The organism is Streptomyces sp. NPDC049837 (assembly GCF_040674455.1).
Lineage (GTDB): Bacteria > Actinomycetota > Actinomycetes > Streptomycetales > Streptomycetaceae > Streptomyces.
In genome coordinates this window covers 812,604-827,363 of record NZ_JBFAMP010000001.1, presented here as the reverse complement: position 1 = coordinate 827,363, position 14,760 = coordinate 812,604, and the positions used below count along the sequence as shown (strand labels likewise).

Sequence of the window (14,760 nt, the reverse complement as noted above, 5' to 3'; positions counted from 1 at the left end):
CCCAGGGGCCCGGCCTGGCGCGGGCCGCGTACCGACGGATCCGGTCCGAACCGTTGACGTACCCCGCAGGGGTCCTCACGTTGTCCCAGCACGCGCTTTCCTGAAACGATTCAAAGCGTGCTGGAGGACGAACTGTGCGGTCAGGCCCAGTACATCGAGCAGCCGGTGCCCGAGACCTCGGAGAACGGGACCGGCGCCACCCGCCACTGGGCCCAGGAGAACCCGCACCTCCCGCTCACGCTCGCCGACCTCGCGAACCACGCCCGGATGAGCACGCGCACCTTCGCCCGCCGGTTCGGCGAGGAGGTCGGCATGAGCCCCGGCCGGTGGCTCATCCAGCAACGCGTCGCGCGGGCCCGGCACTTGCTGGAGTCCACCGACCTGCCCGTGGACCGCATCGCGGGCGAGGTCGGCTTCGCGACCGCCACGTCCCTGCGGCAGCACCTGCACGCCGCGATCGGCGTCTCCCCGCTGGCCTACCGCCGCACCTTCCAGGCGATGGCGCCAACGGCGCGGGAAGTCCCGTCAGCGAGCCCCTGACAGCGGCCCGGACCCCAGGTGCCGGCGTGCGGCCGGCTGCTGCCTGGGCTCCTGCTCGGCAGGAGCGGCGGCAAGCTCGGCCGCGAGCTCCGCGACGGTGCGTCCGCGCTGAGCACGGCTGTCCGTCGTCGCGGATTCGGGTCGGGGACCGGTGCCCAGCGGGCGGCGCGTCGTCGTCACACGCCTCAGTCTGTCAGGGCGTGCGCGTCCAGCACGCCCCGGTCCCGCAGCTCATCCAAGTCGGGCAAGTGCAGGCGCCGCAGGGGACCGTGGTCCAGATCGGCCTGCGCGGCCATCACACGCGGCTGGCGGAGGATGTCGTTCCGGCCCATGGCCCGTACGGCCGTGTCGGGCCGGCGTTCGAGTAGGCGGCGTCTGTCGTCGGTCACGAGCGATCATCGTAAGGCGCCGCCCCGCCGGATTCGAAGGATTTTCAGGGTGGGGTGAGCGATCTCATGCGCTACGGCGTGTGCGTGACCGACACCCCCGGAGCGAACGTCACACGGGTGAGCGCTCCATCGGCCGTCCAGCGTACGGCCACCGTGTCCGCGTCGGTGTGTTCCACCGTTGCCGTGGCCGCCAGGGGGGTGGGGGCTGCCGTGCCGGTGAGGGAGGCGAGGGCCACCAGGACGGTCGGGCCGGCTGGGGAGGGGGCGGCGGTCAGGCGGGGGAGGAGCGCCCAGCGGGTGAACGCCGTGCCCTGGGGGGCGCGCAGTCGGTCGGGGCCGGGCTGCCACCCGTGCAGGCCGTGCAACTGGGAGGCGAGCGGCTCGTCGGGGCCTGTCGCCCAGCCCGAGAGGCGTATGCGGGAACCGTGCGGCAGGCCCAGGAGCCGGTGCAGCCGCAGTTCGTAGCGGCCGCGCGCCACCGTCACGCTCTCCGCTCGCAGTCCCGGCACCATGGGGGAACCCGCCGGGAACACCGGCCGGTGCCAGGAGGCGGCCCAGCCCCAGCCGTCGCCGTGCCCCGCGCCCAGGGGGTGGATGCGGCAGCGGACCGACGACACCCCGCCGACCTCGACGGACAGGTGGTTGTCGGGCGCGTTGGCGGCGGAGGTCGGCCCCGTGCGGGTGGAGTAGGCGAGCCGCCCGTACAGCACGTCGTGCGCGTCGGCGGTGTCGCCCGCGAAGGGCGGAACGGCGTCGCTGCCGTGGTTGTGCAGCCGCGCGATGCCGTCCCCGCCGGTCGTCTGGACCAGCAGCCCCGGCGCGGGCAGCGCCAGCACCCGGTCGCCGCGCTCGGCGGGCGCCGCCTCCTCCCGTACCGTCCACAGCGGATCGTCGGGCGGGACGAGCAGCGCCACGAACGCCTTGGACGCCCAGTAGGGCGACGCGGGGCCCGAGTACGACTGGAGCGTCGCCTCGTGCGGACCGTGCCAGCCGGGCGTCAGCAGCCCGTCGCGCGCGTCCACCGCGCCCCGGTCCAGGAAGTACCGCAGACAACCGCTCAGCAGCCGCCGCGAGACGCCGGGCGCGAGCGGCGTGTGCCCGGTCAGCGCGCCCAGCCCCACGCCCGCGCCCGCCGCGAACCGGTACGTCAGCGACCGCCCGAAGTGCACCGGCGCCCCGTCGCCGCCGAACAGCAGCGCCAGCCCCTCCAGGTGCTCGCGCAGCCGTGGCCCGTAGACGTCCAGCATGGCCTTGTCGCCCGCCAGATGGGCGTGCAGCAGTGGGTACAGGTGCAGCGCCCAGCCGTTGTAGTGGTCGAACGCCCGGCCGTCGCCGTCCGCGTACCAGCCGTCGCCCCGGTACCAGGACTCCAGCAGCTCCAGGCCCCGCTCGACGGCCCGCGCCGTCTCCGTGTCGCCGCGCCCCACGGACTGGAGGAACCCGGCGACCGTCAGCGGGAAGAGGTACCAGTTGTTGGGGGCGGGCGTGTGCCGCAGCGCGCCGCGCAGCCACTCCTCGGCCCGGTCCTGTACGCCGCCGTCGAGGCGGTCCCACAGCCAGGGCCGGGTCAGCCGGAGCCCGAGCGCCACGGACGCGGACTCCACCATCGGCTGGCCCCGCACATGGTGGTCGAGGATCAGCGGCCACGACTCGGCGTCCTCCCGGCCGGGCGTGCGCGTCCCGGCCGCCAGCCCGTCCGCGTACCGGCCGAGCAGCCCGTACGGGTCCTCCCCGCCCGCGCCCGCGACGCGGAACGCCGCCGCCAGGAACGTCCGCGCGTACCCCTCCAGCCCGTCGGAACGCACGCCGGAGCGCGACGGCCGCCCCGGCAGGTCCAGCAGCGCCCCACCGGGCGTGGCCCAGCGCCACGCGGCCCGGACCAGCCCGTCGGCCGCCGCCTCCCAGTGGGCGCGGGTGAAGCCGGTGTACGGGCTCGACTCCCGGTCCCCGGGCGGCAGATGAAGGTGCTCGCTCATGCCAGGTACGCCGGCCTCTCGCGTCGTACGGGATGGGCGACGCCCTCGCCCCCGGCCCAGCGGGCGACCTCGCCCACGGTCAGCGGCGTCGAAACGGCGTCGACACCGGCATGGTGATCGAGCGACGCCCGCCTGGTCAAACGATCAAACGCTCACCAGGTGCGGGCCGCCAGCTCGGCGATCGCGTCCGGACCGACCCGGCAGCAGCCGCCGATCAGTTGCGCGCCGGCCTGCCGCCAGGCCGTCGCCCGCTCGGCCGTGAACGTCGAACGGCCGCGCCAGGCGCGGGCCCCGGCGTCCCATTCCTCGCCACTGTTCGGGTACACCACCACCGGCTTGCCCGTGACGCGCGCCGCGACGGGGACCGCGCGGTCCGCGTCCTCGGGGGCGCAGCAGTTCACCCCGACGGCGACGATCTCGTCCGAGGCGGCCGCGACCGCGAACGCCTCCTCCAGGGGCTGACCCGCGCGCGTCCGGTCCCCGGCGATGCTGTACGACAGCCAGGCCGGTACGCCCAGTCCGCGCACCGCCCGTACCAGCGCCCGTGCCTCGTCCGCGTCCGGCACGGTCTCCAGCGCCAGGACGTCCGGGCGGGCGGCGGCCAGCACCTCCAGCCGCGGGCGGTGGAACCGTTCCAGTTCGGCGACGCCCAGCCCGTACCGGCCCCGGTACTCCGACCCGTCGGCCAGCATCGCGCCGTACGGCCCGGCGGACGCGGCCACCCACAGCGGCCGCCCGGGCGCCTTGGCCTCGGCGCGCCGGGCGGCCTCGCGTCCCAGTTCGACGCTGAGCGCGAGGAGTTCGGCGGCCCGGTCGTGGCCGATGCCGCGGTGGGCGAAGCCCTCGAAGGTGGCCTGGTAGCTCGACGTCGTCGCGACGCTCGCACCGGCCTCGTAGTAGGCGAGGTGCGCCGCGACGAGGGCCTCGGGCCGGTCGGCCAGGAGCCGCGCCGACCACAGCTCATCGCTCAGGTCGTGCCCGGCGTTCTCCAGTTGGTTGGACAGCCCGCCGTCGAGGATGACGGGGGAGGGTGAGGTGGTGAGCGCTTCGGTGAAGGCGGGGGCTGCGGCGCTGGTCATGGGGGCGAAGCTAGTCCACATCACCCGGGCATGGGGAACGTGTCGCCGGGTAGCAGGGTCCCCACGCGGACAACCGGTGTCTGTCGTCAGGAAGGAGAACCGCCGTGCTGATGGCTCACCCCGCCGTCCTGAACAACCTGGTCGAGCAGTACGAGACCCTCAGGCTGCTGCACGCCGAGGAGGGCGCGCCCGAGGTCCGGGAACGCATGGACGAGCTCGCCCGCACCCTGTGCGTCGCCACGGGCACCGGGGACGTGGACGTGGCCCTGGTCGCCGCCCGTCACCACCTGCCGGGCGCCCGCCCGGAGGACGACTCCCTGCTCACCGTCTGACGCACGCCGGACCCGGGCCGCCCGCGACGACAGCGGGCGGCCCGAGTCATGCCCCGGCCCCTTCGTGCCCGGGGCCGGGTTGTCGCCCCGTGGCCCGAACTGCCGATCCCTCCCGACCCGTTGACCTTCCCGCGCCACACCCTTACCGTTTCGCCGTTCGACATGGCAGATGGCGTTCGAAATCACGAACGGAAGGGTGCGCCGCATGAGTCACGACCCGACAGCCCCGACCCGCAGACTGCTCCTCCAGGGCGCCCTGGCCGTGGGCGCCATCGGCGCCGTACCAGGGGTGGCGAGCGCCGCCGCGCCGAACCGCCCGTACGCCAACCCCCTCGTACGCAACCGTGCCGATCCGCACATCCACCGCCACACCGACCGGCACTACTACTTCACCGCCACCGCCCCCGAATACGACCGGATCATCCTGCGCCGCTCCCGCACGCTGGGCGGCCTCGCCACGGCGAAGGAGGCGGTCATCTGGCGCAAGCACGCCACCGGCGACATGGGCGCGCACATCTGGGCGCCGGAGATCCACCACATCGACGGCAAGTGGTACATCTACTTCGCCGCAGCGCCCGCCGATGACGTGTGGAAGATCCGCATGTGGGTCCTGGAGAACCCCAGCCGCGACCCCTTCAAGGGCACCTGGACCGAGAAGGGGCGGATCGTCACCGCCTGGGACACCTTCTCGCTCGACGCCACCACCTTCACCTTTCCCCAAGCTCTCGGCTCCGCTCGAGCAGGGGAGACCCCAACCGGCTCCCGCTACCTCGCCTGGGCGCAGCACGAGCCCGGCATCGACCACAACACCGGCATCTTCCTGTCCCGGATGGCCGACCCCTGGACCCTGACCGGTCCGCAGATCCGGCTCACCACGCCCGAGTACGACTGGGAGTGCGCCGGCTTCAAGGTGAACGAGGGCGCCTCGGTGATCCTGCGCAACGGCCGCGTCTTCATGACGTACTCCGCCAGCGCCACCGACAGCAACTACTGCATGGGCCTGCTCACCGCCGACGCCGACAGCGACCTGATGGACCCCGCGTCCTGGACCAAGTCACCGAGGCCGGTGTTCACCAGCAACGACACCACCCGGCAGTACGGACCCGGGCACAACTCGTTCACCGTCGCCGAGGACGGCCGCACCGACGTCCTCGTCTACCACGCCCGTCAGTACAAGGAGATCAGCGGCGACCCGCTGCACGACCCCAACCGCCACACCCGCATCCAGCGGCTCGGCTGGAAGCCCGACGGCACCCCCGACTTCGGCATCCCCGTCGCCGACGGCCCGGGAGCGCTCGCGTGACCCGGCGGTGAACTGCTCGCCCAGGGGCTGCTCGGCCGGCCGGCCCACCGCTGACGTCCGCGTGTCCGGCCGGGAGCCTCCGCCCCGGCCGGTACGGGACAATGGGCCCATGCCCGACGCCGCCCGTGAACGCGCCGCCTACTGGCGGCTCCCCGGGCTCGCGCTGGAAGCGATGCACGCCGACTTCCGGCGGCACACCTACCCCATGCACGCCCACGACACGTACTCCTTCGGGGTCACCGACCACGGCGCACAGTCGTTCCTGTGCCGAGGCGAACGGCGGACCAGCGCCGCCGGGCTCGTCATGGCGTTCAACCCCGACGACCCGCACGACGGACGCGCCGCCGCCGAGAGCGGCTACCGCTACCGGATGCTGCACCTGGGGGAGGACCTGCTGCGCGGCGTCATCGCCGACGCCGCCCCCGGCACGGCCGGGCTGCCGCTCTTCGGGGAGCCCGTCGTGGACGACGCGTGCCTCGCCCGCGCCCTGGACCGCCTCTACCGCGCGGTCGTCGGCCACGCCCCGCGCCTCGCCGTCGACGAGCGGCTCACCACCGCCGTCCTCGCCATGACCGGCCGGGCCGCCGTGCGGCGTCCGCGCCCGGCCGAACGGACCAGGGGCCCGGCCGACACGGCCGCCCTGGAGCGGGCCCGCCGACTGCTGCGGGACCGGTTCACCGAGGACGTGAGCGCCGACGAACTGGCCCACGCCGCCGGGTGCAGCCGTTTCGCGCTGTACCGGGGCTTCCGGGCCGCGTACGGCTTCGCGCCCAGCGCGTACCAGCGGGACCTGCGCCTGAGGCACGCCCGCGCCCTGCTGCTGGCCGGGACGGCGCCGTCGGTGGCCGCCACCGAGGCGGGGTTCACCGACCAGGCCCACCTCACCCGGTGGTTCGCCCGCGTCTACGGCACGACACCCGGGGCGTACGTCCGCGCCGGCGCGCACTCGGCACGGAGCGCCGCGAGCGCGGGCCAGGGGCTGCGCGGGGCGAACACGCGGGGCGGCGCGGGCCGCGGGCCGATCACCGCGTAGTGGACCGGCAGGAAGGACAGGTCGCCCCAGGGCTCCACCGTGTGCGCCCGCGCCAGCACCCCGCCGCACCGGCCGCACCCGATCCACGGCACGAGGACGTGGTCCGAACCCGGCGAGGGAAGCGGCCGGGCATAAGGGTGCTCGATCAGCCGCAGCGGAGCGTCCTCGTCGTCGGAGGCGACCGCCGCGCAGCACAACAGCTTGGACGTGAGCTCGTCGCCCATGCCCCACGCCTGCACCAGCACCGCGATCTCGGCGAGCGTGGTCTCGCTGATCACCACCCCGTGGGCCTGGAGACCGGACACGAGCGCGTCGAGCCCGGCCTCCTGTTCGCCCGTGTTCCAGCAGTCCCTGACCCGGGTGGCCCCGGGCTCGGGCAGCAGGGCGGCAAAGCGGTACCAGAGAGTAACTTCATCGATCACCCGCGAAGGCTACCGGGGAGAAGCCGACGGCTGTAACTAGGCCTCCACGACACCCAACTGCCGCATCAGCCCCAGGTCGTCCACGTTCCACCAGCTCTCCGCGATCTTGCCGCCCTTGCAGCGGAAGGTCGCGTGACCGGTGCCGGAGACATCCCGGTTGGTGGCCTGGATGTCCTTGTAGGCGGCCACGTGGCGGCCCTTGAACGTCATCCGCATGCACACCAGGTCGCCGTCGGCCACGAGCGACTCGATGGTGCACGTCGGCTGGAACGCCTCCATGATCTCGCGGTTCTCCGCCTTGGCGGTCGCCAGGTCCGCGTCGTACGTCGACAGGGACGGGTCGTGCTCCCGGTAGTCACCGGTACACAGGGCGTCGGCGGCGTCGACGTTCCCCTGGTTGATCACCTCGTCCACGAACCTCTGGACGATGAGCTTGTTGAGCTGCTCATCCCGGACGACGTCCAGGTCCGTGAAGGTGGGTTCACCGTCACAGAGGGCCACCATCTCCCGGAAGATCCGGTCGGTCTCGGGCAGCCTCGAGTTCTCCATCGCCTCCTCGTACGAGGGGAATTCCACGATCTCCAGCACATGGCTGGAGTCCGAACGGTCGCGCCCCATCAGCGCGTGAGTGGCCGTCCGCTTGCCCTGGGTCGCCTCGACCCAGTTGTCCAGCAGCCGGTTCACCTCGTCGACTCTGTCGGTCTTGCAGTCGATGATCTGGACGAATGTCATGATGTCTCCCGCCATATGGAGTCATACGGAGTCATATGGGAACGACTGCGCCCTTTTCAGCGTATGCCGCACATCGGCGCCCGGCGCGGGGGCGGCGGGCGATCACCGCGGCGGGCGATCACCGTGCGGGCGTGGCGTGTCCGTTGAGGGCCGTCGCGAGCTGGGCGCGGGAGCGGACGTCGAGCTTCTGGTAAATACGGGTCAGCCGGGCCTCGACCGTCTTCACGCTCAGGTACAGCTTCGCCGCCGCCTCCTGGTTGCTCGCGCCCTCCCCGACCAGCCGGGCGAGCCGCAGCTCGGCCTCGGTCAGCCGGGACAGCGCGCTTCCGGCGGCCGGCGCCGGGGCGGAATCGGCGGGCGACGGGCTCTCGGCGGTCAGCCCCAGCCAGGGCGCCGCGCCCGCCCGCTCGAAGACGGCGGCCGCAGCCTGCATCGCCGCCTGCGCCGCCGAGCGTCTGCGGCGCCGCCGCTCCACGCGCGCCAGGGCGATCAGACAGCGCCCCTGCTCCAGCACCAGCCCGTGCCCGGCGAACCGGTCGGCCGTGCCGACGAGCAGGTCGACCGCCTCGTCGGTCTTCCCGCCCGCCGCCAGGCACAGCGCGTACACCCGGTCGCAGCCCAGCAGCACCGTGGTGCGGCCCAGCCGCTCCGCGACCGGCCCCACGTCGGCCAGCAGGGCCTGGGCCTCGTCCGGGGCGTCGCTCGCGAGCAGCGCCTCGGCCAGCTCCTCGTGCCAGCGCAGCATGGACGGGTCGACGGTGCACTGGGCGTTCTCGCCGTCCCGCACCCGGCGCAGCGTCTCCAGCGCGCCCGTCACGTCCCCGGTGACGAGCTGTACCCGGCCGAGCGCGTACAGGCTGCGCGAGAGGAAGACGTGGTCGCCCTCCTCCTCCGACGCCCGGACGCTGCGCCGCGCGTACCCGGCCGCCCGCGCGAAGCTGCCGCCCGCCGTCTCGGCCAGCGCCAGCGAGTACCAGGCGGGTCCGGGCGACAGGCCCGCCTCCAGCGTCAGGGCGAGCGACCGCTCGGCGTGCCCGAGGGCCGCCGCGCACTGGCCGCGCCGGGCCTCGACCTCGGTGAGCGTGTGCAGCAGCTCGATGGAGTCCTCGACCGGGCCGCGCCGCTCGACCAGCGGCAGCAGCGCGTACAACTGGTCACGGGCCTCGGTGAGCCGGTCGTCGAACAGGGCATGACGGATCGTCAGGATCTGGGCGGTGTTGTGGACGCCCAGCGGCCGGTCGGTCATCTCCAGGGCACGCGCCTCGGCCAGCGTCCGCTCGGCGTCCGGCGAGCCGAGCACCCGGTCCATCCGGGCCTGCTGCGTCAGCGCCTTCGCGGCCGTGTGCCGGTCGCCCACCGACGTGGCGAGCGCGGCGGACTCGACCGCCGCCGCACGGGACCGCACCGGATCACCGTCGGCGAGTACGTGCTTGACGCCGAGGCGCAGCAGCACGGCGGCGCGCAGGCCAGGGTCGTCGTTGGAGTCCTCCATGGCGTGCACATACAGCTCGTCCAGGTCGGTCAGCCCCTGCCCCGCCGTGTCCAGCACGGCCAGCCGCGCCCGGACCCGGTCGGCGGGCGTCGCGTCGCGCGCCAGCAGGTCGGCGGCGGCGCGCATCGCGAGATCGGCGCGGGCGGCCCGCGCGGCCTCCTCGGCGGCGTCCACCAGCCGCTCCAGCCGGCGGCGGCCCAGGCTCACGGGCGTGGTCTCGGCGGCGAGCAGGGCCAGTTCGGCGGCGAGCGCGCTGTTGCCGCGCCGGCGGGCCGTGTCGGCCGCCTCGGCGACCTGGGCGGCCAGGTCCTCGTCCGGGACGTCGTTGGCCAGCGCCCGGTGCCGGACCACCTCCACCGGGTCGTCCGCCACCTCGGCGAGCGCGGCGTGCCCCCGGCTCCGCTCGGTCCAGCACGTGTCGTGGACCAGCGTGGACGGCAGCAGCCCGGCGGTGAACGCGACCGTCCCGTCCTCGGTCAGCGATATCAGCCCGGCCCGCTCGGCGGCGGCCAGCTCCGCCTCCGCCGTCGGCCGCCCGGCGCGGCGCAGCAGCGCGGTCGTCGGGCGCAGCGCCAGCGCGGCGAGCAGCAGCGTCGCCCGTACGGAGGCGGAGGCGGGCGCCAGCATCCGGCGCGCCACGTCCCGGGCGCGCCCGGACAGCGGCAGCGCCTCGGCGTGGTGCACGGGGGTCCGGGAGTCGGCCAGGGAGCGGCCGACGGCGAGTGCGAGGCGCGGGTTGCCGCCGCTGGCGCGGTGGATGCGCCCGGCGAGGCGGGACGGCAGCCGGTGGTGGACCAGCAGCTCGGCCATCTCGTCCGCCTGGAGCGGCGGCACCAGCAGGACGTCCGCCTCGGAGGCCACCCACAGCGGCATGGGCGCGCCCCCGCTGTCCGCCCCGCCACCGGCGTACGGCGCCGGGGTCTCGACGGCGACGACCCGCAGCGCGGGCGGCGCGAGGTGCAGGGCGAAGCGGAGCAGGTCCGCGCTGTCGGCGTCGATGCGCTGGGCGTCGTCGACGACGAGGAGGACGGGCGCCCGCTCGGCCAGGGTGCGCAGGATGCCGGCGATGGCCAGCCGCAGCGCGATGGGGTCCCAGCCGCTGTCCAGGGCGACGGACTCGCGGCACAGCACGGCGACGGCGTCCCGCTGCGGCCCCGGCAGGCCGTCGAGCGCGAAGGCGGGCACGGAGGCGACCAGCGCGGCCGCCGCGGCCCCGGCCATCTCCCGGTCGGCGGGCTGCGGGGCCAGCCACACGACGGTCTCGCCGCGCGCGGAGGCCTGCCCGGCGGCGGCCTGGGCGACCTCCGTCTTGCCGACCCCGGGCGGCCCGGTGAGCAGGGCTCGCCCGCGGGCGTGCAGGACGCGTTCGAGGCGGGCGAGCAGCTCGTCGCGCCCGACGGGCGCGGGCCGGTCGGTCTGCGCGGGGGCGTACGGCGCGGAACCGGCTCCGTACGGCGCGGGGACGCACGGCGTGGCGGGGTACGGCGTCGACCTCACCTGCGACCACCACCCTCCGGCGCGCGGACCCCCTGCCCACGGACCCCCTGCCCGTGATCTGTCTCGCGAGCGCAGCATACGAACTCGGCCACGGGAGTCCAGGTGTCCTGTCCGGTATGTGGACGAACACACAAGCGGGCGTGCCCGCGGCGAAGTGCCGCGAACACGCCCTGACCTGTGGAGATGTGGGTCCTTCGGGCGGATCAGAAGGTCAGACCCCAGGAGTCGATGTAGCCGGTGTCACCCGACGCCACGTCCCTGACCTGGAGCTTCCAGGTGCCGTTCGCCACCTCGGAGGAGGCGTCGACCGTGTACGAGGCGAGGACGTTGTCGGCCGAGTCGTTGCTGCTGGAGTTCTTCAGCCGGTACAGGGTGCCGTCCGGGGCCACCAGGTCGATGACGAGGTCACCGCGCCAGGTGTGCTTGATGTCCACGTCGACCTTGAGGGCGGCGGGGGCGTTGCCGGTGCGGCCGGTGACGGAGATCGGGGACGTCACGGTGGCGTTGTCCGAAATCGTCACGTTAGTGGCGTTGGTGAACACCGCTCCGGTACCGGGGGTGGTGGTACCGGTCACGGCGTTCACGGTCTTCGTCGCGTCCGCGATGCCGGAGCCACAGCCGCCGGTGCAGGTGCCGGGCAGCGGGCGGGCGTTGGCCTTGATGGCGGACTCGATCTCGGCCGGGGTCAGGGTCGACTTGGCCGACTTGAGCAGCGCGGCGAGCCCGGCGATGTGCGGGGCGGCCATCGAAGTGCCCTGGTAGGGCTTGTAGTTCTCCAGCGACTGGGTCGTGGTGCCGGAGTTCAGCGTCGAGAGGATGCCGTTCTCGGGGGTGGTGACGGTGCCGGGCGTGTCGGTGGCGCGGCGGGTCTCACCGCCCGGGGCCGAGACGTCGATGATGGAGCCGTAGTTCGAGTAGTAAGAACGGTTGCCCTCACGGCTGGTGGACGCCACGTTGATGACGTTCGCGCAGTTGGCGGGCGTGAAGCCGGACGCGTTGGCGTTGCTGTTGCCCGCCGCGACGACGACGGTCGCCCCCCGCGCGACCGCCCCGTCGATGGCGTTCTTGTACACGGTCGGGCAGGTCGAGCTGGCGCCGCCGAGGCTCATGTTGATGACCTTGGCCGGGTTCGGGTTCGCCGGGATGCCCGGGACGGAGCCACCGGAGGCCCAGGTGATCGCGTCGGCGATGTCCGAGGACGAGCCGCCGCACTTGCCGAGCACGCGCACGTGCTGCACCTTGGCGCCGTACGCGATGCCCGCGACGCCCTTGGCGTTGTGCGTGGTCGCCGCGATGGTGCCCGCGACGTGGGTGCCGTGCCAGGAGGAGTTGCTCGCCCGGGAGCCGGTGCCGCACTCACCGTCGGTGGCGTTCCAGTCGCCCTCGTCCTTCGGGTCGGCGTCGCGGCCGTTGCCGTCGCGGGCGTCGGCGGAGCTGGAGATGAAGTCGTAGCCCGAGACGGTGTTGCCGCTCAGGTCGCTGTGCGCGGCGTACCCGGTGTCGATGACGGCGACGGTGACGCCGCTGCCGGTGGTCTTGTCCCAGGCGCCGGGCACGTTCATGCCGCCGGTGGCCTCGAAGAGGTCCCACTGCTTGGCGTACTCGGTGTCGTTGGGCGTGACGGCCATCGCGTAGGCACGGATGTCGGCCTCGACGGAGGCGACCTGCGGGTCGGCCCGGAAGGCGTCCATGACCTCGGTGACGTCCTGCTTGCTGGCGTCCGCGCCCAGGTCGACCAGCGCGGCGCCGCTCGCGAGGCGGCGCTCGAAGCTGAGCTGCTCGCCCGTCTCGGTGGCCTTCGCCGCGGCGTCGCTCTTGGCGGCGGCGTTCGACGTGGCCTCGGCGGTACGGGACTTGTAGGTGACGATGACCTTGTCCACCGGCGCGCTCGGCAGCGCGGCCGGGGACATGGCCTGCGAAGCCGGGGCAGCCGGCTTCGGGGTGGGGGTGGCCTCTGCGGCGAGGGCCACCGTGGAGGTGGCGGTCACGCCGAGGATCGTGGCGCTCGCCGCCACGACGGATATGAGTCTCCGCCTGGAACCGTTCAAGGTGTTCCCTTTCAGGGCAGCTCCGGCGACTCCCGGAGCGGCTGACGGTGCAGGGCGCGACGGGCGGCGGGCGCGTGGGGGCCGCGGAGGTGCCGTGGGGGTGGCACCCCGTGATCCCCGGGCCGGGTACGCCCGTTGCGCCGCCGCCGACGCGACGGCCCCTGGGGACGGGGCCGTCACCGGCGGAACTCGCGAATTACATGCACCTGACAGCCAGGTGGATGAGAACCTCCGGTGCGGCAGACAGTAGGGAAACCCGCGATGAACCCGATACGGGGAAAACCCTTGTCACCCCCGCGAGGGTCGAGGGCGGGGCCGGGGGAGGGGCGCGTTCACCACTCCACGACGGCACCCGGCCCGGGCCCGGACGGGTCGCGGCGCCGTGCCCAACGCGGGCCGGCCGTCCCGGCGCGGTCGGGGGCGCCCCGAAGGACCCGGGCGCCCGGGCGCCGCCTTCGGCCGCCGGGCGGCCCTGCCCTGGCGGGCTGTGCGGCCGGGGAGGGGTGTGCCCCGTCGGCGGGCCGCGATCCGGGGGCGGCGACCTTCGGCCGCTTGTCGGCCGTGCCCCGGGGGGCCGTCCGGCCGGGGAGGGGGCGTGTCCGGGCGGTCGCGCCGGTGGCGTGCCCGGTCAGCCGGCCGTACTGCCGGCAGCGGCCCGGCACTGTTCGCGCCTCGTGGCGCACCGCCAGCCGGGACGGGCGTCACGAGGGTGGTGGCCCAGCACGGCGTGCCCGCCCGCACCGCCGGCCGCCCAGGGCGCGCCCCGCACCGCCGGGTGCCGTGGGCACCCACCCGCTCAGGGGGACGGACGACAAGAAGTCACCCGCGGCTCGCGCGGCCCTGCCCCCCAGCCGGGGCCGCGCGAGCCGGCCGCCGTGGCCGGGAGGCCACAGGCGGTCAGGTGGGTCAGAGGCGGGTCCCGACGCCCGGGAGCGTCCAGGCGGGGGCCACGCCGGTGAGTTGGCAGATCATGAGGTAGAGCGGGATGGGCGGGGTGTACGGGGACGTCGTGCCGGGCCGGTGGATCAGCCGGGGGCGCCGGTCCGGGACCCGGGCGTCCACCGCGTAACAGGACGGCAGCGGCCAGCGCAGGTCGGCGTCCGAGCCGGCCGGGACGATCCACCACCACCAGTCCGTGTCGGCGAACACGCACCCGTCGCCGGGCAGCCGGGACAGCAGCCGGAACCCGTACCGCGCCGGTACCCCCACCGCGTCGCAGCCCAGCGCCGCCGGCAGCGACGGCGGCAGCGTCAGCCGCACCTCCCCGTCGGGCTCGATGTGCCGGGCCGCCCCCGCCCCCCGCTGGCCACGCGCCGACAGCAGCGTGGCCATCGTCCTCAGCACGCCAGCTCCGCCCAGACGACGCGCCCCGCCCCGTGCCGAGCGTCGTGCGCGCCCCACGCGCTGCTGACCGCGTCCACGAGCAGCAGCCCCCGGCCGCCCTCCTCCGGCGCGACCCGCCGCAGCCGGGGCCCGGTGGCGGGCGAGCCCTCGTCCTGGACGGACACCCGCAACTGCTCGCCGCAGTCCCGCAGTTCGCAGATCACCCGGCAGCTCGCCGTGTGCACCACGGCATTGGTGACGAGCTCGGAGACCACCAGCGTCACCGCCTCGCACACCGTGCCGTCCACCTCCCACAGCACCAGCCGTTCCTCGACGAGGTGTCTGGCTCTGGCGACCGATTCCGCGCGCGCGGGAAGTTCGAACGAGAAACGGCGGACGTCGGCGGAGATCGGGGGTCGTGGGGCGATGAGCCGGGGGGTGAGCGCACTACCAGGAGCCACGACCGATTCCTAACGTGGGGGAGCGGCCCCGTACGTCGCCTCTCCCGTGGCGGAGCGCGGCAGCCGCGTGAACTGGTTCACCAACTGGTTCACCGGAATACTTTCCTCCCGCCACGGACACTTGGCAAGTGGC

At 74.3% G+C, this 14,760-nt stretch carries 11 protein-coding genes and 1 pseudogene; 4 read left to right on the top strand and 8 right to left on the bottom strand.

All coding sequences use genetic code 11. The features are described 5' to 3' along the window. Positions 1-138: 138 nt before the first annotated feature. A pseudogene (locus tag AB0J57_RS03720) lies at positions 139-540 on the top strand (helix-turn-helix domain-containing protein); the annotation flags it as partial. Between the two features lie 185 nt (positions 541-725). Here the strand turns inward: AB0J57_RS03720 and AB0J57_RS03715 are convergent. From AB0J57_RS03715 to mmuM, 3 genes are all read right to left on the bottom strand, one after another. Then, the gene (locus tag AB0J57_RS03715) at positions 726-929 is read right to left on the bottom strand and encodes a hypothetical protein (protein WP_366126272.1); all 204 of its coding nucleotides are present in this window, start codon (positions 927-929) and stop codon (positions 726-728) included. A gap of 71 nt (positions 930-1,000) precedes the next feature. After that, entirely contained in the window at positions 1,001-2,905 is a 1,905-nt protein-coding gene (locus tag AB0J57_RS03710) for a DUF2264 domain-containing protein (RefSeq protein WP_366126271.1), read from the bottom strand. 152 nt (positions 2,906-3,057) lie between these two features. Next, positions 3,058-3,984, bottom strand: a complete 927-nt coding sequence (gene mmuM, locus AB0J57_RS03705; protein ID WP_366126270.1) for a homocysteine S-methyltransferase — start codon at positions 3,982-3,984, stop codon at positions 3,058-3,060. Between the two features lie 104 nt (positions 3,985-4,088). Between mmuM and AB0J57_RS03700 the strand changes: the two genes are divergently transcribed. The 3 genes from AB0J57_RS03700 (at position 4,089) to AB0J57_RS03690 (ending at position 6,652) form a co-directional block, all read left to right on the top strand. After that, positions 4,089-4,316, top strand: coding sequence for a DUF5133 domain-containing protein (locus tag AB0J57_RS03700; protein WP_366126269.1), 228 nt, complete (start codon positions 4,089-4,091; stop codon positions 4,314-4,316). 205 nt (positions 4,317-4,521) lie between these two features. Continuing rightward, on the top strand, positions 4,522-5,619 hold the full coding sequence (locus tag AB0J57_RS03695) for a glycoside hydrolase family 43 protein (protein ID WP_366126268.1): 1,098 nt from the start codon (positions 4,522-4,524) through the stop codon (positions 5,617-5,619). Between the two features lie 109 nt (positions 5,620-5,728). Then, positions 5,729-6,652 carry an AraC family transcriptional regulator gene (locus AB0J57_RS03690; RefSeq protein WP_366126267.1) on the top strand — a complete coding sequence of 308 codons (924 nt, stop codon included), beginning with the start codon at positions 5,729-5,731 and terminating at the stop codon, positions 6,650-6,652. Between the two features lie 458 nt (positions 6,653-7,110). On the opposite strand, the gene AB0J57_RS03685 is transcribed toward AB0J57_RS03690, so the two are convergent. The 5 genes from AB0J57_RS03685 to AB0J57_RS03665 all read right to left on the bottom strand — a co-directional run bounded on the left by AB0J57_RS03685 (position 7,111) and on the right by AB0J57_RS03665 (position 14,627). Beyond that, positions 7,111-7,806 (bottom strand): ester cyclase, encoded by a 696-nt coding sequence (locus AB0J57_RS03685; RefSeq protein ID WP_366126266.1) that lies wholly within the window; start codon positions 7,804-7,806, stop codon positions 7,111-7,113. A gap of 118 nt (positions 7,807-7,924) precedes the next feature. Beyond that, the gene (locus AB0J57_RS03680; RefSeq protein ID WP_366126265.1) at positions 7,925-10,795 is read right to left on the bottom strand and encodes a LuxR family transcriptional regulator; all 2,871 of its coding nucleotides are present in this window, start codon (positions 10,793-10,795) and stop codon (positions 7,925-7,927) included. A 203-nt stretch (positions 10,796-10,998) separates the two neighbouring features. Then, entirely contained in the window at positions 10,999-12,810 is a 1,812-nt protein-coding gene (locus AB0J57_RS03675) for a S8 family serine peptidase (RefSeq protein WP_366126264.1), read from the bottom strand. A 939-nt stretch (positions 12,811-13,749) separates the two neighbouring features. Next, a complete protein-coding gene (locus tag AB0J57_RS03670; RefSeq protein WP_366126263.1) occupies positions 13,750-14,187 on the bottom strand; it encodes a hypothetical protein in 438 nt (145 codons plus the stop codon). Continuing rightward, entirely contained in the window at positions 14,181-14,627 is a 447-nt protein-coding gene (locus AB0J57_RS03665; protein ID WP_366126262.1) for an ATP-binding protein, read from the bottom strand. The genes AB0J57_RS03670 and AB0J57_RS03665 overlap by 7 nt, the downstream gene beginning before the upstream one ends. Between the last annotated feature and the right edge of the window lie 133 nt (positions 14,628-14,760).